24 protein-coding genes are annotated in these 23,449 nt (G+C 70.2%); 7 read left to right on the top strand and 17 right to left on the bottom strand.

Going from position 1 to position 23,449, the window contains the following annotated elements; translation table 11 throughout:
- The first annotated feature begins 38 nt into the window (after positions 1–38).
- On the top strand, positions 39–1,328 hold the full coding sequence (locus ABZ863_RS24240; RefSeq protein WP_358539608.1) for an FAD-dependent oxidoreductase: 1,290 nt from the start codon (positions 39–41) through the stop codon (positions 1,326–1,328).
- A gap of 106 nt (positions 1,329–1,434) precedes the next feature.
- Positions 1,435–2,529 carry a CaiB/BaiF CoA-transferase family protein gene (locus tag ABZ863_RS24235; RefSeq protein WP_358539606.1) on the top strand — a complete coding sequence of 365 codons (1,095 nt, stop codon included), beginning with the start codon at positions 1,435–1,437 and terminating at the stop codon, positions 2,527–2,529.
- A 105-nt stretch (positions 2,530–2,634) separates the two neighbouring features.
- Here the strand turns inward: ABZ863_RS24235 and ABZ863_RS24230 are convergent, their stop codons facing one another.
- Both ABZ863_RS24230 and ABZ863_RS24225 read right to left on the bottom strand, forming a co-directional pair.
- Positions 2,635–4,251 carry an AMP-binding protein gene (locus tag ABZ863_RS24230; RefSeq protein ID WP_358539603.1) on the bottom strand — a complete coding sequence of 539 codons (1,617 nt, stop codon included), beginning with the start codon at positions 4,249–4,251 and terminating at the stop codon, positions 2,635–2,637.
- Positions 4,248–4,550, bottom strand: a complete 303-nt coding sequence (locus ABZ863_RS24225) for a hypothetical protein (RefSeq protein WP_358539601.1) — start codon at positions 4,548–4,550, stop codon at positions 4,248–4,250. Before ABZ863_RS24225 ends, ABZ863_RS24230 begins: the two co-directional genes overlap by 4 nt.
- A gap of 157 nt (positions 4,551–4,707) precedes the next feature.
- Between ABZ863_RS24225 and ABZ863_RS24220 the strand changes: the two genes are divergently transcribed.
- Genes ABZ863_RS24220 through ABZ863_RS24210 form a run of 3 tightly spaced genes read left to right on the top strand, consistent with a single transcriptional unit; the run spans position 4,708 to position 7,272 of the window.
- Complete coding sequence (locus ABZ863_RS24220; RefSeq protein WP_358539599.1) at positions 4,708–5,463, top strand: SDR family oxidoreductase; 756 nt, start codon at positions 4,708–4,710, stop codon at positions 5,461–5,463.
- Between the two features lie 28 nt (positions 5,464–5,491).
- On the top strand, positions 5,492–6,673 hold the full coding sequence (locus ABZ863_RS24215) for an acyl-CoA dehydrogenase family protein (RefSeq protein ID WP_358539596.1): 1,182 nt from the start codon (positions 5,492–5,494) through the stop codon (positions 6,671–6,673).
- Positions 6,670–7,272 (top strand): TetR/AcrR family transcriptional regulator, encoded by a 603-nt coding sequence (locus ABZ863_RS24210; protein WP_358539595.1) that lies wholly within the window; start codon positions 6,670–6,672, stop codon positions 7,270–7,272. The genes ABZ863_RS24215 and ABZ863_RS24210 overlap by 4 nt, the downstream gene beginning before the upstream one ends.
- 71 nt (positions 7,273–7,343) lie before the next feature.
- Here ABZ863_RS24210 and ssuE read toward each other — a convergent pair whose 3' ends face one another.
- The 7 genes from ssuE to ABZ863_RS24175 form a co-directional block, all read right to left on the bottom strand.
- On the bottom strand, positions 7,344–7,958 hold the full coding sequence (ssuE, locus tag ABZ863_RS24205; protein ID WP_358539593.1) for an NADPH-dependent FMN reductase: 615 nt from the start codon (positions 7,956–7,958) through the stop codon (positions 7,344–7,346).
- A 56-nt stretch (positions 7,959–8,014) separates the two neighbouring features.
- On the bottom strand, positions 8,015–8,407 hold the full coding sequence (locus ABZ863_RS24200; protein WP_358539591.1) for a rhodanese-like domain-containing protein: 393 nt from the start codon (positions 8,405–8,407) through the stop codon (positions 8,015–8,017).
- Positions 8,404–8,967, bottom strand: coding sequence for a cysteine dioxygenase family protein (locus ABZ863_RS24195; RefSeq protein WP_358539623.1), 564 nt, complete (start codon positions 8,965–8,967; stop codon positions 8,404–8,406). Before ABZ863_RS24195 ends, ABZ863_RS24200 begins: the two co-directional genes overlap by 4 nt.
- Before the next feature lie 60 nt (positions 8,968–9,027).
- Positions 9,028–9,816 carry a DUF1684 domain-containing protein gene (locus tag ABZ863_RS24190; RefSeq protein ID WP_358539589.1) on the bottom strand — a complete coding sequence of 263 codons (789 nt, stop codon included), beginning with the start codon at positions 9,814–9,816 and terminating at the stop codon, positions 9,028–9,030.
- A 142-nt stretch (positions 9,817–9,958) separates the two neighbouring features.
- The gene (locus ABZ863_RS24185; protein WP_358539588.1) at positions 9,959–11,947 is read right to left on the bottom strand and encodes an acyltransferase family protein; all 1,989 of its coding nucleotides are present in this window, start codon (positions 11,945–11,947) and stop codon (positions 9,959–9,961) included.
- Between the two features lie 729 nt (positions 11,948–12,676).
- On the bottom strand, positions 12,677–13,633 hold the full coding sequence (locus ABZ863_RS24180) for a pirin family protein (RefSeq protein ID WP_358539587.1): 957 nt from the start codon (positions 13,631–13,633) through the stop codon (positions 12,677–12,679).
- Positions 13,630–13,941 carry a GNAT family N-acetyltransferase gene (locus tag ABZ863_RS24175; RefSeq protein ID WP_358539586.1) on the bottom strand — a complete coding sequence of 104 codons (312 nt, stop codon included), beginning with the start codon at positions 13,939–13,941 and terminating at the stop codon, positions 13,630–13,632. Before ABZ863_RS24175 ends, ABZ863_RS24180 begins: the two co-directional genes overlap by 4 nt.
- Before the next feature lie 243 nt (positions 13,942–14,184).
- Between ABZ863_RS24175 and ABZ863_RS24170 the strand changes: the two genes are divergently transcribed.
- Together ABZ863_RS24170 and ABZ863_RS24165 are read left to right on the top strand one after the other, a co-directional pair.
- Positions 14,185–14,445 (top strand): hypothetical protein, encoded by a 261-nt coding sequence (locus tag ABZ863_RS24170; RefSeq protein ID WP_358539584.1) that lies wholly within the window; start codon positions 14,185–14,187, stop codon positions 14,443–14,445.
- 60 nt (positions 14,446–14,505) lie between these two features.
- Positions 14,506–15,699: a cation:proton antiporter gene (locus ABZ863_RS24165; protein WP_358539582.1), complete on the top strand. Its 1,194-nt coding sequence runs from the start codon at positions 14,506–14,508 to the stop codon at positions 15,697–15,699.
- Here the strand turns inward: ABZ863_RS24165 and ABZ863_RS24160 are convergent.
- From ABZ863_RS24160 to ABZ863_RS24125, 8 genes are all read right to left on the bottom strand, one after another.
- The gene (locus ABZ863_RS24160; protein ID WP_358539580.1) at positions 15,655–16,386 is read right to left on the bottom strand and encodes an alpha/beta hydrolase; all 732 of its coding nucleotides are present in this window, start codon (positions 16,384–16,386) and stop codon (positions 15,655–15,657) included. The two genes, ABZ863_RS24165 and ABZ863_RS24160, sit on opposite strands and share 45 nt — an antisense overlap.
- On the bottom strand, positions 16,380–17,384 hold the full coding sequence (locus ABZ863_RS24155; protein WP_358539577.1) for an amidohydrolase family protein: 1,005 nt from the start codon (positions 17,382–17,384) through the stop codon (positions 16,380–16,382). The genes ABZ863_RS24160 and ABZ863_RS24155 overlap by 7 nt, the downstream gene beginning before the upstream one ends.
- Positions 17,384–17,905 (bottom strand): 3-hydroxyanthranilate 3,4-dioxygenase, encoded by a 522-nt coding sequence (locus tag ABZ863_RS24150; protein WP_358539575.1) that lies wholly within the window; start codon positions 17,903–17,905, stop codon positions 17,384–17,386. Before ABZ863_RS24150 ends, ABZ863_RS24155 begins: the two co-directional genes overlap by 1 nt.
- On the bottom strand, positions 17,905–18,357 hold the full coding sequence (locus tag ABZ863_RS24145; RefSeq protein ID WP_358539573.1) for a RidA family protein: 453 nt from the start codon (positions 18,355–18,357) through the stop codon (positions 17,905–17,907). The genes ABZ863_RS24150 and ABZ863_RS24145 overlap by 1 nt, the downstream gene beginning before the upstream one ends.
- A gap of 16 nt (positions 18,358–18,373) precedes the next feature.
- A complete protein-coding gene (locus ABZ863_RS24140) occupies positions 18,374–19,834 on the bottom strand; it encodes a 2-hydroxymuconic semialdehyde dehydrogenase (protein ID WP_358539570.1) in 1,461 nt (486 codons plus the stop codon).
- Positions 19,831–21,156 (bottom strand): NAD(P)/FAD-dependent oxidoreductase, encoded by a 1,326-nt coding sequence (locus ABZ863_RS24135; RefSeq protein WP_358539568.1) that lies wholly within the window; start codon positions 21,154–21,156, stop codon positions 19,831–19,833. Before ABZ863_RS24135 ends, ABZ863_RS24140 begins: the two co-directional genes overlap by 4 nt.
- 160 nt (positions 21,157–21,316) lie before the next feature.
- A complete protein-coding gene (kynU, locus tag ABZ863_RS24130; RefSeq protein WP_358539566.1) occupies positions 21,317–22,582 on the bottom strand; it encodes a kynureninase in 1,266 nt (421 codons plus the stop codon).
- A 4-nt stretch (positions 22,583–22,586) separates the two neighbouring features.
- Entirely contained in the window at positions 22,587–23,423 is an 837-nt protein-coding gene (locus tag ABZ863_RS24125; protein WP_358539564.1) for a tryptophan 2,3-dioxygenase family protein, read from the bottom strand.
- Positions 23,424–23,449 lie beyond the last annotated feature (26 nt).

Raw genomic sequence — 23,449 nt, 5'->3', positions numbered from 1 at the left:
GCCTAATCGCACGCCTCGCGGATTTCCCAGGAGAACTAATGCCACACGAGCTCACTGAGCTGAAGATCAAGACCGTCACCAAGGCGGCGCACACGCCCACCGAGCGGCTGACCGCCGACATCTGCGTGGTGGGCGCCGGCATCGCCGGCCTGTCGGCCGCCGTGGAGGCCAGCGCGCTCGGCCGCTCGGTCGTGCTGGTGGACGCACTGCCCGTGCTCGGCGGGCAGTGCGTGAACTCCCTGATCGGGCTGTTCTGCGGCGTGTACGGCAACGGGCCGGAATACCGCCAGCTCACGCACGGGATCTTCGACCCGATGTTCGCCGATCTCGGCAAGACCGGCGACATCCACTTCAACAAGAGCCACACCATGACGGTCAGCTACGACGAGGTCGTACTGGGCCGGTGGATCGAGAACCTCGTTCAGTCGCTGAACATCCAGGTCGTGCTCGGCGCATCGGTCCTCGAGGTCGAGGCAGGCGAAGGCACGTTGCGCAGCGCGACGTTCGCCACCCGGCACGGCCTCGTCGGTGTCACGGCGACCGGTTTCGTCGACGCCAGCGGCGATGCGTCGCTGACCTGGGAGGCGGGCCTGGCGTGCCGGGTTCCCGAACGCACCATCTGGGGTTCACAGCAGATCCGGTTGGAGAACCTGCGGGAGGAGTTCCGGCCCGAGCACGCCGAGCTCTCGGCCAGGGTGCACGAGAAGGCCGACGAGTACGGCCTGCTGCGCCGTGACGGTCTGGCGTTCTTCTTCCCCGGCCGCAACACCGCGGTGATGAACATGACCCACGTCGAGGCGCCGTTGGAGGCGGTGCCCGCGGCGCGGGCGCAGCTGGAGGGCAGGCGGCAGGCGGATCGCGTTGTGGAGTTCCTGCGCAGGGAGTTCCCGAAGGCGTTCGGCGAGGCAAAAGTGCGCACCTACGGTTTCCCGGGACGCAGGCAGACCCGCTGGATCGCCGCCGAGCACCAGCTGACGGTCGACGAGGTGCGCACCGGCCACCGGTTCGGCGACGCGGTCGCGCGCACGGCGTGGCCGATCGAGCTGCACGACCGGCCGGAGGGGTACGTGTGGGAGACCTACGACTCCGACCACGTCCACTATGTACCGCTGCGGAGCCTCTTGCCCATCGGTACACACAACCTGGTGGCGGCAGGCCGCTGCGTCGACGGTGACGCGGCCGCGCTGTCCAGTGTGCGCGTCATGGGCCCCTGCGCGGCAATGGGTTTCGGCGCCGCGCACGCGCTCGACCTCGCCGGCACCGGCAGCGTCCAGGAGATCGACCATACGGAGCTGCGCACCCGGTTGCACGCCAACGTGGACAGCTGACACGCGGCGGCGCGTCGGTCTGGCCCGCCGGGTACTCGGCGGGCCAGGCGACTACGCTCGTCGGGCCGTCTGCCGACGGGGGCCGCACAGCGATGTGGGAGGGACCGTGCCAGGACCGCTGACCGGGCTGAAGGTGATCGAGCTGGCCGGGATCGGCCCGGCACCGCATGCCGCGATGATCCTCGCCGATCTCGGTGCGGATGTCGTGCGGGTCGAACGCCCATCCGGCTCGCTCGATCTCACCGGCGGGAAACCGGATCATCAACTGCGTGGCAGGCGCTCGGTCGGCGCCGACCTCAAGAACGACGAGGGCCGCCGGCTGGTGCTGCGGCTGGTCGCCAAGGCTGACGTGTTGATCGAGGGCTTCCGCCCAGGGGTGGCCGAGCGGCTCGGCATCGGGCCTGCGGACTGCCACGCGGTGAACCCCCGGCTGGTGTACGGGCGGATGACCGGCTGGGGGCAGGACGGCCCGCTGGCGGCCACCGCCGGCCACGACATCAACTACCTCGGCCTCACCGGCATCCTGCACGCGATCGGACGTTCCGACGAACCGCCGGTACCGCCGCTGAACCTCGTCGGCGACTACGGTGGCGGCTCGATGTTCCTGCTCACCGGGCTGCTGGCGGCGTTGTGGGAACGCGAGCGTTCCGGTGTGGGCCAGGTGGTGGACGCCGCGATGGTGGACGGCGCGAGCGTGCTCGGCCAGCTGATGTGGGCCCTGCGGGGTCTCGGGGCGTGGAGCGACGAGCGGGCGAGCAACCTCCTCGACGGTGCCGCGCCGTTCTACGACACGTATGTGTGCGCGGACGGGCGTTATGTGGCGGTCGGTGCCCTCGAGCCGCAGTTCTACAGCGCGCTGCTGGAGGGTCTGGGCCTGGATCCGGCTGAGCTGCCCGCGCAGCTGGACCGCTCCGGCTGGCCGTTGCTGCGGGCCCGCTTCACGCAACTGTTCTCGGCACGCACTCGCGATGAGTGGGCAGCCGTGTTCGCCGGTACCGACGCCTGTGTGACGCCTGTGCTGTCTTTCGGCGAGGCCCCCTGGCATCCGCACCTCGCCGCCAGGCAGACCCTCATCGAACTGGACGGCATCACCCAGCCCGCTCCCGCACCGCGCTTCTCCCGCACTGTGCCGGACCGGCCCACCCCACCGCCCGCACCCGGCAGCGCCAACGAGGCGGTACTACGCGACTGGCAGGCCTGAAGCCGCGCGAGTCCCCCGCCCAAGCACGCGAGTCCCCCGCTCCAGCACGCGAGTTGCCCGCTCCGGTGGGCGACTTTCCCCCAGGTGTGAGAGTGTGCCGTCCGATCAGCGTGGCCGGCGCAATGTCGCTCGCTGCAGCTTGCCGACCTCGTTACGCGGCAGCGCCTCGGCGTAGTCGATCACCCGCGGGACCGCGTGCGTGCCGATGCGGCGACCGACCTCGTCCCGCAGCTGCCGTTCCAGCTCCGCCGCCGGTGGCGCCGCGGGAGCCCGGACGACGACCGCCCGGACGACCGTGCCCCCGCCGGGGCGGCTCGCCGCCACCGCGGCGGCTTCTACCACGCCGGGATGCCGCGCGAGCACGCGCTCGACCTCGACCGGGCTGACGTTGTACCCGGAGGTGACGATCATGTCGTCCTCCCGGCCGAGGAAGACCCACCGACCGTCGGGCCGCATCTCCGCACGGTCCTCGGTGACGAACAGCTCCCCCTGCCAGCGGGCCGCCCAGTCCTCCGGCCGGTTCTCGTACCCCGTGCTGAGCTGGTACCGGGGCCGCTCGATCGCGATCAGCCCGCTCTCCCCTGCCGACACCGGCTCACCCGCGCGGTCGACCAGGCGCACGGCGAAACCGGGCAGCGGGCCGCCGAGCGTGCCCGGTTCCGGTGCACCGGAATCGACCAGGTCGACGAGCACCATGCCGACCTCGCTCAGCCCGTACCCGTCTCGGATCGGTGGCGCACCCGTGCCCGTCCATCGCGTGGCGGTGTCCGCTTCGAGCGGCTCCCCCGCCGCGGCCGCGGCGGCCAGTTCCCCGGGCACGCCGATGCGCACGAGGGCCGACAGCAGCTTCCGGTACGCACTCGGCGCGGCGGCCACGCAGGTGACGCCCTCCTCGCGCATCACTCGCAGCCACGCCGCGGGATCGAAGTCCCCGCTGTAGAGCACGCGCGGCACGCCCAGCGCCATCGGAGCGGCCCCGGTGGAGTAGAGCCCGTAAGCCCAGCCGGGATCAGCGGTGGTGAACAGCAGGTCCCGGGGCGTGACACCCAGCGAGTACCTCGCGAACGGCAGCACCGACAGCAGCGCACCGTGCGGCATCACACACGATTTCGGATTGCCGGTGGTGCCACTGGTGAACAACAGGGTTGCCGGGTCGGACGCCGTCGTCGGCGCCTCGGGTCCGTCCGCATCAGCACTGTCCACTTCGGCCCAGAAGCTGTAGTCGCCCCGGCGTACGCCCGTCCCTTTCGGACCCGCCACGACCATCACAGGCAGGTCCTCGTCCATCGTGGACAGTGCCGTCTCGAGGGTGTCCCGCCACCGGTGGTCGCACACGACGAGAGCCGCATGGGACGAGCGCAGCCGGTAGGCGAGGGCGTCGGAACCGAACCCGCAGAACAGCGGAACGTAGACCAGCCCGCTGCGCCACGCCGCGAGCGCGACGATGAGGCTCTCCACCTGACGGGAGAGCAGCCCCGCGACGCGGTCGCCCGCGCGCAGGCCGGCGCGTTCGAAGACCCGCGCCGTCTTCGCCGCGGCGCGGTACAGCTCCCGGTAGGTCCAGCGCTCCCCCGACCCGTCGGGGTGCCGGACTATGAGCGCGAGCCGCCCGTGCTCGCCCACATGACGCCCGCAGACCTCCTGCGCGGTGTTGAGCCGGCCCGGTTCGGTCGACAGCCCCGCCTCGACCTCGTCCCACACGGTGTCCACCGGTACGTTCATTGCACACTCCCCATGTCGCGGCCTGCCGCCAGCAGCCCGGCGAACGTGACCACGCACGCGGCCACGATGTAGCAGGCGAGCACCCGGGATCCGCCCGCCGCGGCGAAGAGGGCACCCACCACGAACGGCGCAGGTCCGCTGGTGACCATGCCGCCGACCTGGTAGGCCACCGACGCCCCGGTGTGGCGCGACCGCGCCGGGAACAGTTCGGCGAGGAAGCCGGCGATGGCCGCGTAGCTCGCAAAGGCGACCTTCGCGGGCTGGACGCGGGTCGGCGTGCCAAGTCGCTGCGCGGTCACAGGCTCTCCCAACGTCGCCGGCGGTGTGCGCTGTGCCACTGCTTTCTAACACGCACGCTGCCGTCCATCAACCGCCAATGGACCGATCGTTCCATTCTCATTTTCCAACTACATCCGGATAGATGCGTGATCATGGAACGATCGGTACAGTCGCCTCATGGCCGCACTGACCAGTCCAGGAGACGACTCGCCCGCGCGTACCGTGCTCGTCACCGGCGGCGGTCGCGGTATCGGAGCCGGCATCACTCGTGAACTGGTGGCACGCGGGCGGCTGGTCGCCTGCGGCTACCGCGACAGCCGCGAGGCGACTGAGAAACTGCGGGCCGAAACGCCCGAACAGGTCCTTCCCGTTCACTACGACCTCGGCGACCACGCCTCCGCGAACTCGGCCGTGCGGGAGGTACTCGCCCGCTGGGGACGGCTCGACGCCCTCATCCTCAACGCAGGCACCTGGACCGGTGGCCGTCTGTCCACACTGGACCCGCTCGCGTGGTGGCGCATCATCGAGCTCAACCTCGGCGGGGCCGCCGCACTGGTCCGCGCGGCGTTGCCGGCCATGCGCGGCAGCGACGATCCGAGCATCGTCGTCGTGTCATCGGTGATCGGCCTCATCGGACACGCCGGCGACACCGCCTACGCCAGTGCGAAGGCCGCGCTGATCGGGTTCGCCCGGTCGCTGGCGAAGGAAACCGGTCGCGACCGCTTCCGGGTCAACGTGCTCGCGCCGGGTTTCGTCGACACCGACATGACCGCGCAGGTTCCTGGCAGGGCCAGGGACGGCATCGCGCAGTCGACGGTATTGGGCCGCTTCGGCACCGTGCCGGAGATCGCCCGCGCGGCCGTGTTTCTCAGCGAGGACGCCACCTACTGCACCGGATCGGTCCTCACCGCCGACGGCGGCTGGTCCCTGTGACCCACGAAGCCGGAGAAAGGGAGTCACGATGAACGACGGCCTGCCCGCAGCCGACTACACCGAACTGGTCAAGCGGCTCAAGCACGCGATCTGGGACCGGCTCGACCCACTCGAGGTGCGAATCGAGGACGAGGAGCGCATTCCCTACGACATCGTGCTGCCGATCCTGCGCGAGGCAGGCGCGTTCGGCCTGCTCGTGCCCCGCGAGTACGGAGGCAGCGGGCTCTCGATCCGCCAGTACCTGCCGATCATCGCCGAGTTCGCCAAGATCCAAGGTGGCATCCGGGTGATCGTCCACGTGCACAACTCGTTCGCGCATGCGCTGTCCGAGATCGGCTCCGCCGAGCAGCGGGCCGCCATCCTGCCGGGCGCCGCCACCGGCGAGAAGTCGCTCGCGTTCGCGCTCACCGAGCCGGATCACGGCACGGGCGCCGACCTGGGGACGACCGCCAACCAGTCCGGCTCCAGCTATGTCCTGCACGGCCGCAAGTGGCTCATCACCAACTCCGATCTGGCCAGCCATTTCCTCGTCTTCGCCAAGACCGCGGCCACCCAGGTGTCGGCCCTGCTCGTCGAGCGCGACGCCGCAGGCCTCACGATCGAACCGCTGCCGGAGACGATGGGCTGCAAGGGCGGCGAGCACGGGCTCCTCACCTTCGCCGGCGTCGAGGTCCCGTCCTCTGCGCTCGTCGGCGCGGAGGGCGAAGGCCAGGCACAGCTCGAACGCGCACTGGAGATCAGCAGGGTGTTCATTGCCGCGAGCTCGCTCGGGACGTCGGAACGCGCGCTGGAGCTGTCGCTCGCCCATGCACGCGCACGGGTGACCTTCGGCAAGCCCATCGCACAACGCCAGGCCGTGCAGCGCTACCTCGCGGAGATGGGAACCGACATCTACGCGCTGCGGGGGATGCTGGCCGACGCCGCCGCGAAGTGGGATGCCGGCAGGCGCATCCCGGCCGAGTCGGCCATGGTGAAACAGTTCGGCCTGGAAGCGGTCGGCCGGGTCACCGACCGTGCGCTGCTGGTGCACGGTGGTATCGGCTACACCCGCAGGCACCCCGTCGAACGGCTGTACCGCGACGCGCGGCTCAACTGGCTCGAGGAAGGCACCCCGACGATCCAGTACCTGGTCACCGCACGCGAACTGCTCGACGGCTACCGCTTCACCGGCGGTCTCGGCGCGCTAGGCTGGCCGAGCGAGCAGGAATGATCATCGAAAGCGAGCCGATGGGCAGCACCACCTACGACCTCAACCGGGTGCGGATCGTGGGCATCGCGGCCGAACTGTTCGCCCGCAACAGCTACCACGGCACCGGGGTGGCGGAGCTGTCGAAGGCGGTCGGACTCGGCCGAGGCGCCCTCTACCACTACATCGGCAGCAAGGAAAACCTGCTCTACGAGATCAGCAAGACGCAGGTGGACCAGATGAACGCGCAGGCCGAGCGCCTGCTGGCGGCGGGCCTGCCGACGGAGACCCTACTCAGGGAGCTCGCCAAGGGCCTGCTGCACAACATCGCGGAGCACCAGTTCGAGTGGGCGGTGTTCTTCCGCGAGTACACCGCACTGACCGGGGAGAACCGCGACCGTGTCGTCGCCGCGCGGGAACGGTACGAGAGCTACTGGCGGCAGGCACTCGATCGCGGCGCCGCCGAGGGGGTTCTCGCGCCCGCGCCGCGGCTGCTCGTCAAAGGGATCCTCGGCATGCTCAACTACACCTACCTGTGGTTCGAGCCCGACGGGGAGGTCAGCCCCGACGAGCTGGCGGACGCCTACCTCGACGCACTGCTCGACGGCATCCGGCAGCGCTGAGACCGGGCGGGCCGGTCACCACCGCCCAGCGCGAACAGCGCGGTGATCAACATCGGGGTGAGGCCGGAGGCTCAGATGCCGGAGATGTGTGAGCGCGCCGGTGAACCCGAACTGCTCGGCACCCCGTGCGATCTGACCGACGCGGCGACCACTCGCGTGCGACGATGCAACGTCTCCGAAAATGAGTCCACTATGGACAGCAGAGTGGGCTCTGCCTCGGGGGCGACCGTCGCACCGTGTTCGGACACGGTGATCAGCCGGTCGAGCAGGAAGTACCCCTGCACGACGTGCTCGGCGCCCATCGAGTGCAGTACCGGGCGGAAGGCGTAGTCGATGGCCAGCACGTGCGCGAGGCTGCCACCGGTGGCCAGCGGGAGCACGGTCTTGCCATCGAGGGCGAACTGCGGCAGCAGGTCGAGCAGCGACTTGAGCAGCCCGCTGTAGGCGGCCTTGTACACGGGAGAGGCCACCACAAGACCGTCGGCGCTTGAGATCGCGTCCGCGACGGCGGCGATGTCGGGATGTTCGGCGTCACCGGAGAGCAGCGCTCCTGCCGGGAGCTCGCGAATCGGCGCAAGCGCCACCCGGTGCCCCTGCCTGCGCAGCCGCACGGCGAGCTGTTCGACCACGGCCTCGGTGCGCGACGTCGGCGACGGGCTGCCGGACAGAGCGAGGATTCTGGGCACGGCGATCTCCTGGGATCTGTTCGAGAAGGAAATTGACGACGCGAAATCAACTGCTCTCACGTGATCGCCGGTGAACCGCCTTCAGTAACGGGCAACCCGGCCGCCACCCAGCCCCGGAACCCACCGACGAGATCGGTGGCGTTGCGCAGCCCGAGCCGCTTGAGATCCCGGGCGGCCAGGCTGGAGGCGTAACCCTCGTTGCACAGCACCACCACCGCGGTGCCCTCGTTGATCTCGGAAATGCGGTGCGAGCCACGCGGATCGAGTCGCCACTCCAGCACGATCCGCTCGATCGGCACGGAGCCCGGGATCTCTCCCTCGGCGAGCCGATTGTGATACGGGCGGATGTCGACCAGCAGCGCACCGGCCCGGCGCAGGTGCTCGGCCTCGTCGGGTTTCACCCTGGTCAGCTCGGCGCGGGCGGCGGCGAGCACGGCGTCGATGGTCATGGCCCCTCCAGATCGGCTCGGGCACGCAGCTCGGCGAAGGGCAGGTGTAGCGCAGGCAACGGCGGGATCTCCGCGGGAATGGCATGCAGGCCGGGATACTCCCGGGTCGGCACGAGCGGAGGCGAGTAGGCGTGGACACTCGCGGCCGGGCTGTTACCCGTGTTGCGCACCTGGTGGGCGTGTCCGGCACCGAAGCCGATCGCCGCACCGGCGGCATGCCGTGCCGTCCGCAGTGGACCTCCCGGATAGCGGTAGGACTCCTCCAGCGAACCCGCCAGCACCGCGAACGAGCCCGCCGCGCCGCCGTGGTCGTGGGGCTGGGTCCCCTGCCCCGGCAGCCAGGACAGCAGCCACAGCTCGACTCCCCTGGTCAGCGCCAGTCGCACCCACCAGCGCTGCCTCGGCTCGTAGCGCACCAGGTCCAGCAGCTCGCCGTGCTGCTGCCGCACGGTCGCCGAGGTCAGCGTCCTCAGCTCGCGCGGTGTCCACAGCGGACGGTCCGGCTGGACCATTGTGGCCAGCGGGGAGCTGGCGAGTCCAGGATGGACGTCCACATCCATCGTCGTTGCTGTCACGGATTCCTCTCCAGTCGAGTCACGATGGGTCGATTGGTTGCGACGTCAGCCCGGCGCACGCTCGCCCGCCTCGACGGCGAACGGCAGCGTGTTGCCGCCCGGCGGTTGCGGACAGGTGCCGTAGGCGGTGAAGGCGGACGGCGGGTTGAGTGCGCGGTTGAAGTCCAGCACGGTCCGGCCGAGGCGGGGTCTGCGGACCGCCAGCACCCGCCACGGCGCCGTGGTGCTACCGCTGGACGTGTCACTGAACGGCACGATCAGCGAACTGCCGGCGCCTGCCGTCGCGGCGAGTGTGTACTCGGTGCCCGCCACGGTGAACCGCAGTTCGCCGACGATCTCCAGCCTGCGCCGCAGCCCGGGCTGGGCGGTGCCGGTGAGCTGCACGTGCGGTGGGGAGTACAGCTCGAACGTCGCCGGAACCATCCACCGCGAATGCACCGGGAAAGCGGGAACGCCGGTGAAGGACGTCAGCACGGGCGAGCGGGGATCGCGTGCGCGGATTCCGTAGGCGCCCCCGCGGCGGAGGAGCTCCAACCGCACGGAACCGTGCGCTCCGAACAACGCCGAGCCCGATTCGTGGATGGTCAGCTGCATGCTGCCGTCCAGCAGCCGGTCCTCCACGACGAGGCCCTCCTCGGCAGTCGCGGTGACCCGCGCGGCGCGTGTGGACGCGCTCCACGCTCCGGGAATGCCGTCGAAGGTCTGTGCCTGCTCGCCGAGCCAGTGCAACCCGGCCAGGCTCAGCCAGCCGTAGGGCTCACGAAGTTCCTGCTCGCGTTCGGCGTGCCAGCTCACCCATTCGCCGACCAGCCCGCCGCCCAATGTGGTGGTCATCTCGTGCTTTCTGTATCGCGGTTACGTGGCTTTCGTGAATACGACGATGCCGTTTTTCCGCGATATCCGGCAATAACGTCCGCAGAGTGGGAACGAATTAATTTTCAGAAAGAGAATAAATGCGTTCCGGAAAGTGCGGGCGTCAGGTCCAGCCGAGGGTGGCGACGAGGTGCTCATCGAGGATGCCCGACAACGTCTCCATGTAGGCGGCGGTGACGTGGTTGTCGTCGAGGTACACCAGCACGTTGCCGACCACCGGGGGGCACACGTCCACAGTGCAGAAGTAGTCGCTGAAGTCGAGGAAGTAGACGTTGGGCGGCAGGTCGGCCAGCGCCGCGTACGGCGGGTCCGTGGCCAGCAGATCCGCACGGGGCGTACTGCACTCCGGATCCGTGGCGCCCCGCTTCTCCACACACACCGACGGTGGGGTGTCGTAGCGCGGGGTGTCCCGCACGGCGACGACGGGAATGCCGGCGTCGGCGACCCGGCGCCACTGTGCGACATAGCCGGGTGGTGTCCACTCGGTGAGCCCGACCCGCACGTCGCGGGTGGCCATCGTGAACACGGCGTCCGGGCGCAGTTCGATGATCTCGTCGGCGACCGCGGCGTTCCAGCTCACGCAGGCCTCGTCGCCGGACTGGGCATCGGAGTCGGTGGAGAAGGGGCACCCGCCGCGACCCATCGAGATGATCTGCCAGTTGCGCTCACGCGCGATCGGCCGCAGCGCGGCGTTGTACTGCTGGGAATGCGAGTCGCCTGCCACGACGATGCGCCGTGCCGGCTCGCCGACGGTCTGGGTGGCGCACACGACCAGCTCCGGGTGCCGGGCGGCCTGACCACACTCGTGCTCGTCGAAGAAGGCGAACTGCTCAGGCAACGCCGCGAACGGCGGCATCAGTGGTGCTTCCGCCGTCGCGGCGACGGTGGCGGAATGCAGTGCCTTCGCCCCGGGGTAGGCGGGATCGTCCGGCACGAACGCGAACGCCGACTTCTGCTCGCTCAGGTACTGCCAGCCGCCCGCGGCGACCAGCACGGGGACCAGCGCGGCCGCGCCGAACCGGTAGGCGCCCCAGCGCGTCGTCACGGCGGTCGAGGAGTCCCGGACCGGCTTCTCGACGAGGTGGTAGGTCAGCGCGGCGAGCACGAGCGAGACCGCGATGACGATCGCGCCGCCGCGCAGGCCGACCTCCTCGCGGTCGCGGGCAGCCAGATAGAACAGCAGCACCGGCCAGTGCCACAGGTACAGCGAGTAGCTCAGGTCACCGAGATAGGCCAGCGGCCGCGAGGAGAGGATCCGGTCGGCGCCCGCCCGGCTGCTCGTGGTGCCTGCGATGAGCACGAGGGCCGCCGACACGGTGGGCCAGAGCGCGGCGAAGCCGGGGAAGACGGTACCGACCTGCAGGATCAGGCCACAGCTGATGAGCCCGGCGACGCCGAGCCAGCCGAGCACCATACGCAACCACCGCGCGAGCACCAGCGAGTCGATCATGAGTGCGAGCACGCCACCGAGCGCGAACTCCCACACCCGGGTCAGCGAGGTGAAGTACGCCAGCGGCTGGTCCGCCGCCGTCAGCCACACCGAGTAGGCCAGCGACGCCGCGAACACCGCCGCCAACACGGTGCACAGCGTCGCGCGCAGGTCGGCACCCATTCGGCGGGCGAGTAGCACCACACCCGCCACCAGCAGCGGCCACACCAGGTAGAACTGGCCCTGGATCGACAACGACCAGAAGTGCTGCACGACACTGGCCTGGCCGTGCTGGGCGAAGTAGTCCGCGGAGTCGGCCGCCAGGCGCCAGTTCTCGAGGAACAGTGCCGAGGCCACGACCTCGCGAATCGTCTGGAACCACCGGCCTTCCGGCAGCAGCACGTAACCGACTGCGACGGTCGCCAGCAGCACGGTCATGGCCGCGGGGAACAACCGCTTGATCATCCGGCCCCACATCGGCTGGAACGCGATGCGCCCACGCGTGCCCGCGCGGTAGAGCTGGCCCGTGATCAGGAAGCCGGAAACGAAGAAGAACACGTCGACGCCGCCGGAGATCCGGCCGAGCCATACGTGGTAGATGACGACGAGTACGGCGGCAAGCGCGCGCAAGCCCTGTAGTTCCGGGCGAAATCGTGTTGCCAAGGTACTACGCGCTTCCGGTCCGCCGTTCTGGACCGGTGACCCCGATCACGGCAGCACTCGCCGACAGCACGGCGCTCGTGCGGGTTGCCTGCTCGTGTCTCGTGGTACGCACGCCAGCCACCGTAACGTGGGCGTGTCGCGCCCCGTCGCGGGGCTCGGCTTTGCCGAGGTGCGCGAGTCCCCCGCTCCAGCGCGCGAGTCCCCCGCCGGGGCGCGCGAGTTGCCCGCCCAGGCACGCGAGTCCCCCGCCGGGGCCTGCGAGTTGCCCGCCGGAGCACGAGTTGCGCGCCCAGGCTCGCGAGTTGCCCGTTCGGGCAAGTGCGTTGCCCACTCCGGCAAGCAGGGCGCACCTGCGGTCGTCCGCGGTGACCGCAATACCCTGGGTACCGGCGCAGGCGCCAAGTGGCCGCGAACGCGAGGTAAACCACGGCGGTATAAGCGCGTGCCTGTTGCGTGTGCCACACGCGGTCGCCCAACCCGAACCGGCCACCGGATTGTCAGGCACGCCCATCAGCCAGAGCGCGCAACTCGGGTGCCCGAGCGGGCAACTCGCGTGCCGGAGCGCGGGACTCGCGCGTCCGAGCGCGGGACTCGCGTACCTGAGGGGGCAACTCGGGTGCCCGAGCGGGCAACTCGTGCGTCCGAGCGGGGGACTCGCGTGCCTGAGTGCGGGACTCGCCGGCCTGAGCGGGGGACTCGCGCATGGTGTGCCCCGCTCGCCGGCGCGCGTCAGCGCCTTCGGCGCGGGGTTAGGCGTACCCCGGGTAGTTCGGGAGCCGGGATGCGGGCTCCGCCGTGGCCTGGCACGGTGCCGAACCGGGCCGGATCGGCTCCCTCCCAGTCGGCTCGGGCGGCCGCGATCTCGTCGTGGCTGCGGCCGACGAAGTTCCACCACATCACCAGCTCGTCGGCGAACGGCTCCCCGCCGAGGAGCATCGCACGCGCCCCGGTGCCGGCCGTTGCGATGGGCAGTTCCTCCCGGCCGGTACCCAGATAGAGCAGCGGTCCGGACTCGAGCGGCACGTCCGCTACCCGCAGCTCACCCTCCACGACGAGCACCGCGTACTCGAAGTCGGCACGCAACGGAACGTTCTCTATTGCGCCGGGCGCGACAGAGAGCTCCGCGCCGACGATCGGCGAGTACACGGTCGCCGGCGACACCGCATCGCCGAGCGCACCCAGCAGCACCGTCGCCCGCAGGCCACCCTGCTCGTAGCGTGGCAACGTCATGTGCTGCTCGAACGCCGGCGCGACGCCAGCGCTGTCGGCGGGCAGCGCGACCCACAACTGCAGCCCGTGCAGGATCGTGCCCTCGCCAATGGAGAACTCCGAATGCGCGACCCCACGCCCGGCGGTCATCAGGTTCAGCTGGCCGGGGCGCACGAGCACGTCACTGCCGACGCTGTCCCGGTGCCGGATCTCGCCTGCCACCGGCCAGGTCACCGTCTGCAGCCCGATGTGCGGATGCGGTAACACACGCATGTCGGCCGGCTCCGGACCGAACTGGTCGAGAAAGCACCACGCGCCGACGGTCGGCAACGCGCGCTGCGGCAGGACCCGCTCGACGTGGATGCCGCGCACACCACCCAGCGGCACGGTCCGCGCCGGCAACAGCTCGGTGACCGCACCGTGCTCCCCCACCGCATGGCACGGCGTCACAACCGGCCGGGCATCGAGGTTGCTCATCCCTCACCGCCGGGCCAGTACACGTGCTCGGCGTACTCCTCGTGCTTGCGGAGGTAACCCGCGATGAACGGGCACAGCGGCACGATCACCAGACCATGCCGCACGACGTCGTCGAGAGCACTGGCTGCCAGTACCTTGCCGAGTCCCTGGCCCGCGTAGGCATCGTCCACCTCGGTGTGCGTGAAAACCCGGCGGCGCCCCTGGTCGCGGTACTCGCTGAAACCGGCGACGGCGTCGCCGACCCACACCTCGTACCGCTGACCCTGCTCGTTGTGCACCACCTGAGGCTGTATCGCCTGCTCGGTCATTCGCGCCAGTCCTTTCGACTCGTTACCCGGTGCAACAACGTAGCCGACCGAATCCTTCCCGGCGTCGAGCCGTCACCGGGCGTGACGGACATCGCGAAAGTCCATTATGGACCCAAACCTCTGGTATGCTGGATGACGGGTCGCAAGCGGGGATTGAATCGTGAACAGGCAGGTGTGATGAGACGGACTGGTGCGCGCGCAATGCGGCACCGGTCCGTCCTCACACTGCTTGCCCTTTTTCTCATGGCGTTCGTCATGGCGACGCCCACCAGCAGCGCTCATCCGCCGGGCCACGGCTCCACCGACACCGTCGCGATTCTCGCCCAGGCCCCGCTGCCCGACTGCGCCGGTGTAGCAGCACCACTGCCCCCTCCCGACATCCCCGACACGGACACTCCGCGACTACTCCTCGCCGCACTCGGCACGCCGCAGGTCACGACCACCGGCGCGGTCAGCGCCGCGCACGGGGCGCCGGCCGCCGCCCGCGCACCACCCGCAAGGTAACCGCCGCGAAACACGGGGTGTCCAACCCCGCAACGTGCTGTTACCTTCCGAGGAGTTCATGTGAACGTCGGTCATGCCCTGCTCGCCGTCGGCGGCGCCTTTCTGGCCGCCGGCCTGATAGCCAGAGCCGGTTCCCGCATCGGCCTGCCCACCATTCCCCTGTTCATGCTGGCCGGATTCATCTTCGGCCCCAACACTCCTGGTCTGTCCCTTGTGGACGATCCGGCCGAGCTCAGCGTTCTCGCCGGCCTCGGCTTGGTGTTCCTGCTCTTCTATCTCGGCTTGGAGTTCTCCTTCGGCGAACTCGTTTCGGGCGGCCGAAGACTCATGCTGGCAGGTGCCGGCTACCTGCTCCTCAACGTGGGCGGCGGCATGGCGTTCGGCTTCCTGCTGGGCTGGGGCACCCGTGAGGCGCTCGTGATCGCGGGCGCGATCGGCATCTCCTCCTCCGCCATCGTCACCAAGCTCCTCGTCGAGGCCCGCCGGGTTCGCAACCCGGAATCCCGCCTGATCATGGGCATCATCGTGATCGAGGACCTGTTCCTCGCCTTCTACCTCGCACTCCTGCAGCCGGTACTCAGCGGCGCAGACGACCTCGGGGCCGCCTTGGCCGACTTCGCCAAGGCACTGGTGTTCCTGCTGGTACTGGCCGCACTCGCCCGCTGGGGTGGCCGGGTGGTGTCCAAGCTCTTCGGCTCAACCGATGACGAACTGCTCACCGTGTGCTTCGTCGGGGTGGCGGTGCTCGGCGCCGCCGTCGCCGAGGAGGTCGGCGTCTCCGATGCCATCGGCGCGTTCATGGTCGGCATGATGCTGGGCGGTTCGAAACTCGCGCCCCGCATTCACAAGCTCGTCCTGCCGTTGCGGGACGCGTTCGGTGCGCTGTTCTTCTTCATCTTCGGCCTCAGCATCGACCCGGCCGCGGTCGGCACGGTCGTGGTGCCGGTGCTCATCGCCGTCGCACTGACCGTGGTACTCAACCTCGCGGCGGGCGCGTTCGCCGCGAAGCTGCATTCCTTCGACCGGCAGGCCGGGGTGAACGTCGGGCTGACGGTACTCACCCGCGGTGAGTTCTCCCTCGTGCTGGCGACGATGGCGACCGCGGCCGGTCTGGACGCGCGGGTCGCCCCGTTCGTCGCGGGCTACGTGCTGCTGCTGGCGATCATCGGCCCGCTGGCCGTGCTGCGCTCCGAGCGGCTGCCGTGGTTGCTACCGGCTCGCCTCTTCTCCCGCGCGAAGGTCGCCGCCAGCTGACGCGGCCAGTTCGCCGATCACGTACGGCCACGCGACGCTGCGTGGATCGATCACCTCGTAATGCCCCGCACCCGGGATGACGACCAGCCTGCTCGCGGGGTGCGCCGCGACGTAGGACTCGCTGAGCTTCAGCGGGGCGTCGGTGTCCGCGTCACCGTGCGCCAGCACCACGGGCTCCGCCGGGTGCTTCAGGCGCACGGGGTCCAAATCCGCTCGCTCCGCGGCCGGACAGCCGAGGAACGCGGCCACCGCACCCTGCCCGAGCCCCTGCTCGTCGGCCCAGGTGAGGTCGGCGACAGGGGCCAGGGCGATCGTGCCGAGGAGCCCCGGTGCCGGTGCGGCCGCAGCGGCCCACAGGGCGAGGTGCCCGCCCGCCGAGTGACCGGCGACCACGACCCGGCCGGCTCCCAGAGCGGGCGGCACCGCCTTCAACGCGGCCCGTACGTCGTCGACCAGGTCGTCGGGCCTGCCCGCGCGGCGGCGGTACTCGATGGCCGCGACCGGCCAGCCGCGGTCGCGCAGGTCGGCGGCCATCGGGCGGGTATGCGTGCGGTCGTACTCGGCCCGCCAGTACCCGCCGTGGATGAACACGACGAGCGGCCGGGCCGACGGTTCGGCGGGCACCCACACGTCGGCGACGTGGTCGGGGTCCGGGCCATAGCGCAGCGTCCGGTCCGGCGTCAGCACGGAGTCCCCAGGAAACGCAGCGCGTTGGTGGACAGGATCTTGGTGCGCTGGCCGTCGGTGAGGAACGTGGCCTTGCGCACCACCTCCCCGGCCGGGCGTTCGCCGAGCGGGTACGGGTAGTCGCTGCCGACGACCACCCGATCCTCGCCGAGGACCTCCACCAGTAGCCGCAGGGCGGCCGGCTCGAACACCACGGTGTCGGAGTAGAACCGGTCCACGTAGTGGCTGGGCGGGCGCTGCGAGCTGCCGCGCACGAGTTCGCCACGGCGGTGCCAGGCGTTGTCCGCCCGGCCGAGCCAGAACGGGAAGCTGCCCGCGCCGTGGGCGAAGCACAGCCGCAGCGTCTCCGGGAGCCGGTCAAACGCGCCGCTCAGGATCAGCGCGAGCACCGACAGGTGGGTTTCGGCAGGCATGCCGGTGAGCCACCGCGCCATCCACCGGTCGAGGCGGGGCCCGTCGGGCATGTCCCACGGGTGCACGAACACCGGCGCACCGACCCGGGCACAGTGCTGCAGGAAGGTGACCACGCCCTCGTCGTCGAGGTCGCGATCGCCGACATGGTTGCCGATCTCCACACCGGAATGCCCCGATGCCAGGCACCGGTCCAGCTCGGCGCAGGCAGCGTCGGGGTCCTGCAACGGCACCTGGCAGAACGGCACGAACCGCGGATCGCCGGCGACGCACTCCAGGGTCAGGTCGTTGAAAATCCGGGCCAGCTTCGCCGCCTGCGCCGCGGGCCGGTCGTAGCCGAAGAACACCGGCGTCGGTGAGACCACCTGGACGTCGACGCCGTCGGCCGCCATGTCACCTGCCCGCACAGCCGGGTCCCAGCACTGCGCGCCGACGGGGCGGAACTCCTGCTCCCCCACCATGATCATCGCCTCGCGTTCGGAGTCGATGCGCAGCCACGGCCAGCCCTCGCCACCACAAGCAGCGGACAGGTCGCGCCAGCCGCGCGGTACCAGGTGGGTGTGCACGTCGATGACGGGAGGAGGCATCAGCCCTTCCCCGGGTGCACGGTGCCGCACTGCCGGCACACGCGGGCCTGCTCGTCGGCGTAGAAGGCCTCGAACACCGGCGGCAGGTCTGCGACGATGTCGCGCACCTGCAGCTCCACCTCGTGCACGAGCGCGAAGCAGTTCGGGCAGTACCACTGGAACCTCTCCAGAGTTCCCTCGTTGCGCACCCGTTCGATCACGATGCCGACGGAGCCGGCCTCCGGCCGTTGCGGGGAATGCGGCATGTTCGCGGGCAACACCCACATCTGGCCCTCGCCGATGGGCACGCTCGCGATTCCGTCATCTGTCACGACGTCCACATGCATGTTTCCTTTGACCTGGTAGAAGAACTCCTCGTACGGGTCGACGTGGAAGTCGGTGCGCTGGTTGGGCCCGCCGACGACCATGACGATGAAATCGTGCCCGGTCGGGAACATCTGCTTGTTGCCGACCGGCGGCTTGAGCAGCGCCTGGTTCTGCGCCAGCCAGCCGGGAAAGTGCACGGGCGCGGGGATTGTCATCACGTCCTCCTTCTCGTCGTCGCCGGATCACCGGGTGGCAGCACGGCCACCGCGGACATCTCGATCAGCAGGTGCGGATGCGGCAGCTGGTGCACGGCGACGGTCGTGCGGGAGGGCCCGTTCTCGTCGAAGAACTCGCCGTACACCTCGTTGTAGCCGCCGAAGTCGTTCATCGAGACCAGATACGTGGTGACCGAGACGAGGTCCTCCAGCCCGGCGCCCACCTCGGCGAGCACATCGCGGATGTTGCCGATGACAGCCCGTGTCTGCTCCCGAATGTCCACTGTGGTGGTACCCAGCTCGTCGGACTCGGCGCCGGCGATCGTGTTGTCGGGCCTGCGACTGCTGGTTCCCGACACGAACGCGAACCCGCCCGCCACCTTCACATGCGGGAACCGGCCGCGGGGCCGTGCCTTGCCAGGCACCGTCCGGGCGTGTGTGTTCGCACCCATCGAGCTCCCCTCGCTCTCAGCCGAGGTCGACGCAGACATTGGTGGTCTCGGAATAGAAGTGCAACGAGTACGTCCCGCCCTCCCGGCCGATACCTGAGGACTTCATCCCGCCGAAAGGGCTGCGCAGATCGCGCAGGAACCAGGTGTTCACCCAGACCAGCCCAACGTCGAGGGCAGCGCCGGCCCTGTGGGCCGTGCCGACGTCACGGGTCCACACCGCCGCGGCCAGTCCGTACTGACTGTCGTTGGCGAGCGCGTAGGCTTCGTCCTCGTCGTCGAACGGGGCGACGTGGCAGACCGGGCCGAAGATCTCCTCGCGGTTGGTCCTGCTGTGCTCGGTGAGTCCAGTGAGGACGGTGGGCTGGACGTAGGCCCCGCCGTCACGCGCATCGCCGAAGACCGGGCAGTCCCCACCGGTGTGCACCGCGGCTCCCTCGTCACGGGCGAGCCGGTAGTAGCCGAGTACCTTGTCCCTGTGCGCGCGGGAGATCAGTGGCATCGTGGTGAGCCCCGGCTGCGCGGGCCAGCCGAAGGCCAGCTCCCCCGCCCGTGTCGCGAGCCGCTCGGTGAACTCCTCGAACACCGGCCGCTGCACGTAGACCCGCTCGGTGCACAGGCACACCTGACCGCCGTTGCTGAAACTCGAGCGGACGGTGCCCGCCACAGCGGCGCCGAGATCGGCCTCGGCGAAGACGATCGCGGCGTTCTTACCGCCCAGCTCGAACGACACCGCCTTCACGCCGTCGGCGGCCGCCCTGCCGATGGTCCGGCCGGTGGCCGACTCACCGGTGAACGTGATCGCGTCGACACCCGGATGCCGCACCAGGTACTCCCCCGCCGAGTCCGGCCCGAACCCGTGCACCAGATTGAACACCCCGGGCGGCAGGCCGGCGGCCGCCATGATCTCGGCGAGCAGAGCCGCCGAGGACGGCGTCTCCTCCGAGGGCTTGACCACCACGACGTCGCCGCAGGCGAGCGCGGGCGCGACCTTCCAGGTGAGCAGCAGGAACGGCAGGTTCCACGGCACGATCACCGCCACCACGCCGACCGGTTTGCGCACCGCGTAGTTCAGCGCCCGGCCACCGCCCGGTGTAGCGGTGCGGAACAACTCGGCAGGTGCCGCGCTGACGATGTCAGCGAACGCACGGAAGTTCGCCGCGCCGCGCGGCACATCGAGCGTGCGGGCCTGCGCAACCGGCTTGCCTGTGTCGGCGACCTCGGCGGCCACCAGGTCCTCGAAGCGGCGCTCGATCTCCTCGGCGATGCGCCGCAGCATCCCCGCTCGCTCCAGCTCACTGGTGCGTCCCCACGGTCCCCGCAGTGCTGCCCGCGCCGCGGTGACCGCGTCATCCACTTCGGACTCACCGGCCTCGTACACCTGGCACACCGGTTCACCGGTCACCGGGCTGTACTTACCGAACTCCCTTGCGGAGCCGGTGAACTCCCCGCCGATGAAATGCCGCAGCGTCTCGGTCATCGATGCCTCCACAGTGGACTCACCGCGCCCGCCGCGCCCAGGGTGACCGCCAGCCCGGCCGCGGCGAGCACGCGATGCTGGGTCCGCACCCGGCGACGCACCTCCGAGTACGGGGTGGTCGAGAACGACACCAGCTCGTAGCGCGACACGTACCGGCCGGGCAGCGCCCGCTCGAGTGCGTGCTCGATCCTCCTGGCGAGCTTGAACACCGGCGAGGCGACCTTGTCCCGCATCTCCACGAAGTTGGCCAGCGCCATCTCCGCGATGGCCTCGGTGTCGGCTCGCCGACCGCGTTCGAACAGCGGCAACGCCTCGACCCAGTCGCCTCCGGCGCGGTCGAGGCAGCGGTCGAGCACGACGACGTCCTCGAACGCGCAGTTGGCACCCTGGCCGTAGAACGGCACGATCGCGTGCGCCGCGTCGCCGAGCAGTCCGACCCGGCCGTGGGCCTGCCACGGTGCGCAGTGCACCGTGCCGAGCAGCCCGACCGGGTTCTGCTGGTACTCGGCCACGAGATCCCGCAGCAACGGCACGACGTCGGGATACTGCTCGCCGAAGTACCGTTCGATGGCGGCCGGGCTGCCCAGCGAGGCGAACGACCGCATGCCGCTGTTGGGCCAGAACAGGGTGCAGGTGAACGAGCGGTCCGGATTGGGCAGCGCGATCATCATCGACCTGCCGCGCGGCCAGATGTGCAACGCGCGGGGATCGAGCGCGAACTCGCCCGCCACCGCGGGGATCGTCAGCTCCTTGTAGCCGTAGTCGAGGAAATCCAGGCGCTCGGTGGTGCAGCGGTGCCGCAGCAGGTCGCCGCGCACGGCAGAACCCGCGCCGTCGGTCCCGAGCACGACCTCGGCGCCCGCACGAACCTCTCCGGCCGGGGTGTCGAACCACAGCCGCGCCGTAGCCGGGTCGAGGCGGACGAGCCGGTGCTCGAAGCGGACCTCGACACCCGGCAGTGCCTGCGCCGCGTCGAGCAGCACGTTGTTGAGCGCGCCCCGGCTGATCGAGTTGATCGCGCGGTCGCCACAGGCACTGTAGGGCTGGAAGTCCAGACCACCCTCGAAGCCGTGGATCATGCGGCCCCGCATGGGAAGCGCGTCGGCGAGAACCTTGCCGTCGAGCCCGATACGGCGCAACGCATCCAGCCCGCGTTCGGACAACGCGAGGTTGATGGAACGGCCACGCTCCGCACCCGTCAGGCGCGGGTCGGCTCGCCGCTCGTACAGGGTGACCCGCTCGCCGCGCCGCGCGAGGTAGCACGCGAGCAGGCAACCGGCGAGTCCCGCGCCGATGATCGCCACGCCCGCACGCTCGGTCATTGTGTCTCCGCGAGTTTGCGCGCTACCGCGATCGTGTCGACAGGGCGCTCCTTACGAGCCAGGGTGACACGGTGCGGATCGGCGCCCTGCCGCCCCGATAGCGGCCAGAGAAAGCGCGCTCGGTGGTCACCTTGAATGCCGCGACTTGGCACCGGGAGTGTCATGGGCATGCCTCCGCAATGAGCCGGGCGAGCGCGTCCGTGGCGCGCCAGCAGTCGTGATAGGTCGAGTAGAGCGGCACCGGTGCCAGCCGCAGCACATCCGGTTCCCGCGCGTCGGCGACGACCCCGAACTCCAGCCGCAGCCTGCGCGTCAGCTCCTGCGTACCGCCGCGCTCAACGCGCAGGGACAGCTGGCACCCGCGGCGCACGGGGTCGCGCGGCGTGAGCACGTGCAGCGGCCGGGTCGCCACGACCGGGTCCAGCAGCTGCTCCAGGTAGCCGGTCAGCCGGATGCTGCGTGCCCGCAGCTCCGCCATGCCGATCTCGTCGAAGATCCGCAGTGACGTCCGCACCGGGCCCATCGCGAAGATCGGCGGGTTGGACACCTGCCAGGCCTCGGCGGTGGCCGGTGGGCGGGACACCGGCGCCATCTCGAAGCGGGTCGCCTCCTCCGTGCTCCACCAGCCCTCGAACCGCGGTAACGACCGGTCACCCAGGTGCCGCTCGTGCACCCACGCACCGGACAGCGCGCCCGGCCCCGAGTTGAGGTACTTGTAGGAGCACCACGCGGCGAAGTCCGGACCCCACTCGTGCAGGCGCAGCGGCACGTTGCCCGCGGCATGGGCGAGATCCCAGCCGACCACCGCCCCCGCGGCATGGCCTGCGGCGGTGATCGCCGGGATGTCCAGCAGCTCACCGGTGAGGTAGTTGACCCCGCCCAGTAGCACGAGTGCCACCGTGGCACCTTCGTCGGCGAGGTAACCGGGCACGTCACCGGTATCGAGGCGGACGACCGTGGCATCCGGATCGAGGCCGTGGAAACGGGCCTGGCTGCGCACGGCGTAGCTGTCGGAGGGAAACGCCGAGTCCTCGATGACGATGCGCGTGCGCGGGCCCCGCGGGCGGTAGAACGACACCAGCAGCAGGTGCAGGTTGACCGTCAGCGAGTTCATCACCACGGTCTCCCGCGGCAGCCCGCCGACCAAGCGGGCCGCGGACTCGGTGAGCAACGCGTGGTAGGGCAGCCACGGCCGCCGCGCGTCGAGATGCCCCTCGACGCCACGCCGCGCCCAGTCGTCGAGGTCCTCCAGCAGCTCGGTCCTGGTCGCCGCAGGCTGCAGGCCGAGGGAGTTGCCGGCGAGGTAGGCGGCGTCCGGGTACCGGCCACCGTCGGCGGGCGGGATCAGGAAGAGGCCGCGGTGGCCTGGGTCGGCGATGTCGCGCCGCAGGGCATCGGCCTCGGTGTGGTCGAGCGTCGTCGTCATCGCGTCAGTCCATCAACGTCCGTGCGCTGAACAGTTCGGGGAACACCGGCCGTTCCATGGTGCGCCGCAGCCAGCCCATGCCGCTGGAGCCGCCGGTGCCCACCTTCGCTCCCATAGTGCGCGCCACAGCACGCAGATGCCGATACCGCCACTCGCCGAACTGCTCGGCCAGGTCCGTCAGACCCTCCCCGAGCTGGCGCGGCAGGTTGTCCGGGCCGGTGTCGCGGTAGATCCGCACCCAGGCCGCCTCGACGGCGGGATGCGGCTGGTACTCGGCGGTGAAGTCGCGGTCGAGCAGTTCGACCGGTATGTCGTGGCCCTCGCGCGCCAGCAGGGCGAGCACGTCGTCCCACACGCTCGGCTCGGCCAGCGTCGCACTCAGCGCCGCGTGCACGCCGGGGTCACGCCGGAAGGGCCGGATCAACGACGGGGTCTTCAGACCGAGCCGGAACTCCAGGTGCCGGTACATGGCGGACTGGAAGCCGGAGCCCTCGCCGAGCAGCGTGCGGAACCGGTTGAAGTCGCCCGGGGTCATCCAGCTCAGCGTGCGCCAGCCCGCGCCGAGCCCCTCCAGATGCAGCACCGCACGCCGCACGGGCGCGAGCGCGCCCCACACGTCGCCCGCGCGCAGCCGCTCCTGCAGCTGCCGCAGCTCGAAGTGGATCAAGCCGAAATAGAGCTCCATGACCTGGCTGATGACCAGGAACGACATCTCCCCTGCATCATCGCTGAGCGGTTGTTGCAGGCTGTGCAGTGTGCTCGCGTGGACGTAGTCGTCGTAGGGCACCCGGCGGAACTCCAGTGTGGGTTCACGTTCCGCCTCCATCGGGATGCGCTGCACGTGGTCACCTCCCCGGTGCTCGTCTG

Origin of the sequence: Saccharomonospora sp. NPDC046836, assembly GCF_040645195.1 — a bacterium.
Classification (GTDB): Bacteria; Actinomycetota; Actinomycetes; order Mycobacteriales; family Pseudonocardiaceae; genus Prauserella_A.
This window is presented reverse-complemented; position numbering and strand designations above follow the sequence as displayed.

Bases quoted from the DNA above. Each gene is read 5' to 3' on its own strand.
- ABZ863_RS24180 (WP_358539587.1), bottom strand. From the start codon at position 13,633: ATGAGCAACCTCGATGCCCGGCCGGTTGTGACGCCGTGCCATGCGGTG.
- ABZ863_RS24145 (WP_358539573.1), bottom strand. From the start codon at position 18,357: ATGGGTGCGAACACACACGCCCGGACGGTGCCTGGCAAGGCACGGCCC.
- ABZ863_RS24220 (WP_358539599.1), top strand. From the start codon at position 4,708: ATGGCCGCACTGACCAGTCCAGGAGACGACTCGCCCGCGCGTACCGTG.
- ABZ863_RS24155 (WP_358539577.1), bottom strand. From the start codon at position 17,384: ATGCCTCCTCCCGTCATCGACGTGCACACCCACCTGGTACCGCGCGGC.
- ABZ863_RS24200 (WP_358539591.1), bottom strand. From the start codon at position 8,407: ATGACCATCGACGCCGTGCTCGCCGCCGCCCGCGCCGAGCTGACCAGG.
- kynU (WP_358539566.1), bottom strand. From the start codon at position 22,582: ATGACGACGACGCTCGACCACACCGAGGCCGATGCCCTGCGGCGCGAC.
- ABZ863_RS24170 (WP_358539584.1), top strand. From the start codon at position 14,185: ATGGCGTTCGTCATGGCGACGCCCACCAGCAGCGCTCATCCGCCGGGC.
- ABZ863_RS24150 (WP_358539575.1), bottom strand. From the start codon at position 17,905: ATGACAATCCCCGCGCCCGTGCACTTTCCCGGCTGGCTGGCGCAGAAC.
- ABZ863_RS24135 (WP_358539568.1), bottom strand. From the start codon at position 21,156: ATGACCGAGCGTGCGGGCGTGGCGATCATCGGCGCGGGACTCGCCGGT.
- ABZ863_RS24140 (WP_358539570.1), bottom strand. From the start codon at position 19,834: ATGACCGAGACGCTGCGGCATTTCATCGGCGGGGAGTTCACCGGCTCC.
- ABZ863_RS24175 (WP_358539586.1), bottom strand. From the start codon at position 13,941: ATGACCGAGCAGGCGATACAGCCTCAGGTGGTGCACAACGAGCAGGGT.
- ABZ863_RS24210 (WP_358539595.1), top strand. From the start codon at position 6,670: ATGATCATCGAAAGCGAGCCGATGGGCAGCACCACCTACGACCTCAAC.
- ABZ863_RS24230 (WP_358539603.1), bottom strand. From the start codon at position 4,251: ATGAACGTACCGGTGGACACCGTGTGGGACGAGGTCGAGGCGGGGCTG.
- ABZ863_RS24195 (WP_358539623.1), bottom strand. From the start codon at position 8,967: ATGGATGTGGACGTCCATCCTGGACTCGCCAGCTCCCCGCTGGCCACA.
- ABZ863_RS24215 (WP_358539596.1), top strand. From the start codon at position 5,492: ATGAACGACGGCCTGCCCGCAGCCGACTACACCGAACTGGTCAAGCGG.
- ABZ863_RS24240 (WP_358539608.1), top strand. From the start codon at position 39: ATGCCACACGAGCTCACTGAGCTGAAGATCAAGACCGTCACCAAGGCG.
- ABZ863_RS24190 (WP_358539589.1), bottom strand. From the start codon at position 9,816: ATGACCACCACATTGGGCGGCGGGCTGGTCGGCGAATGGGTGAGCTGG.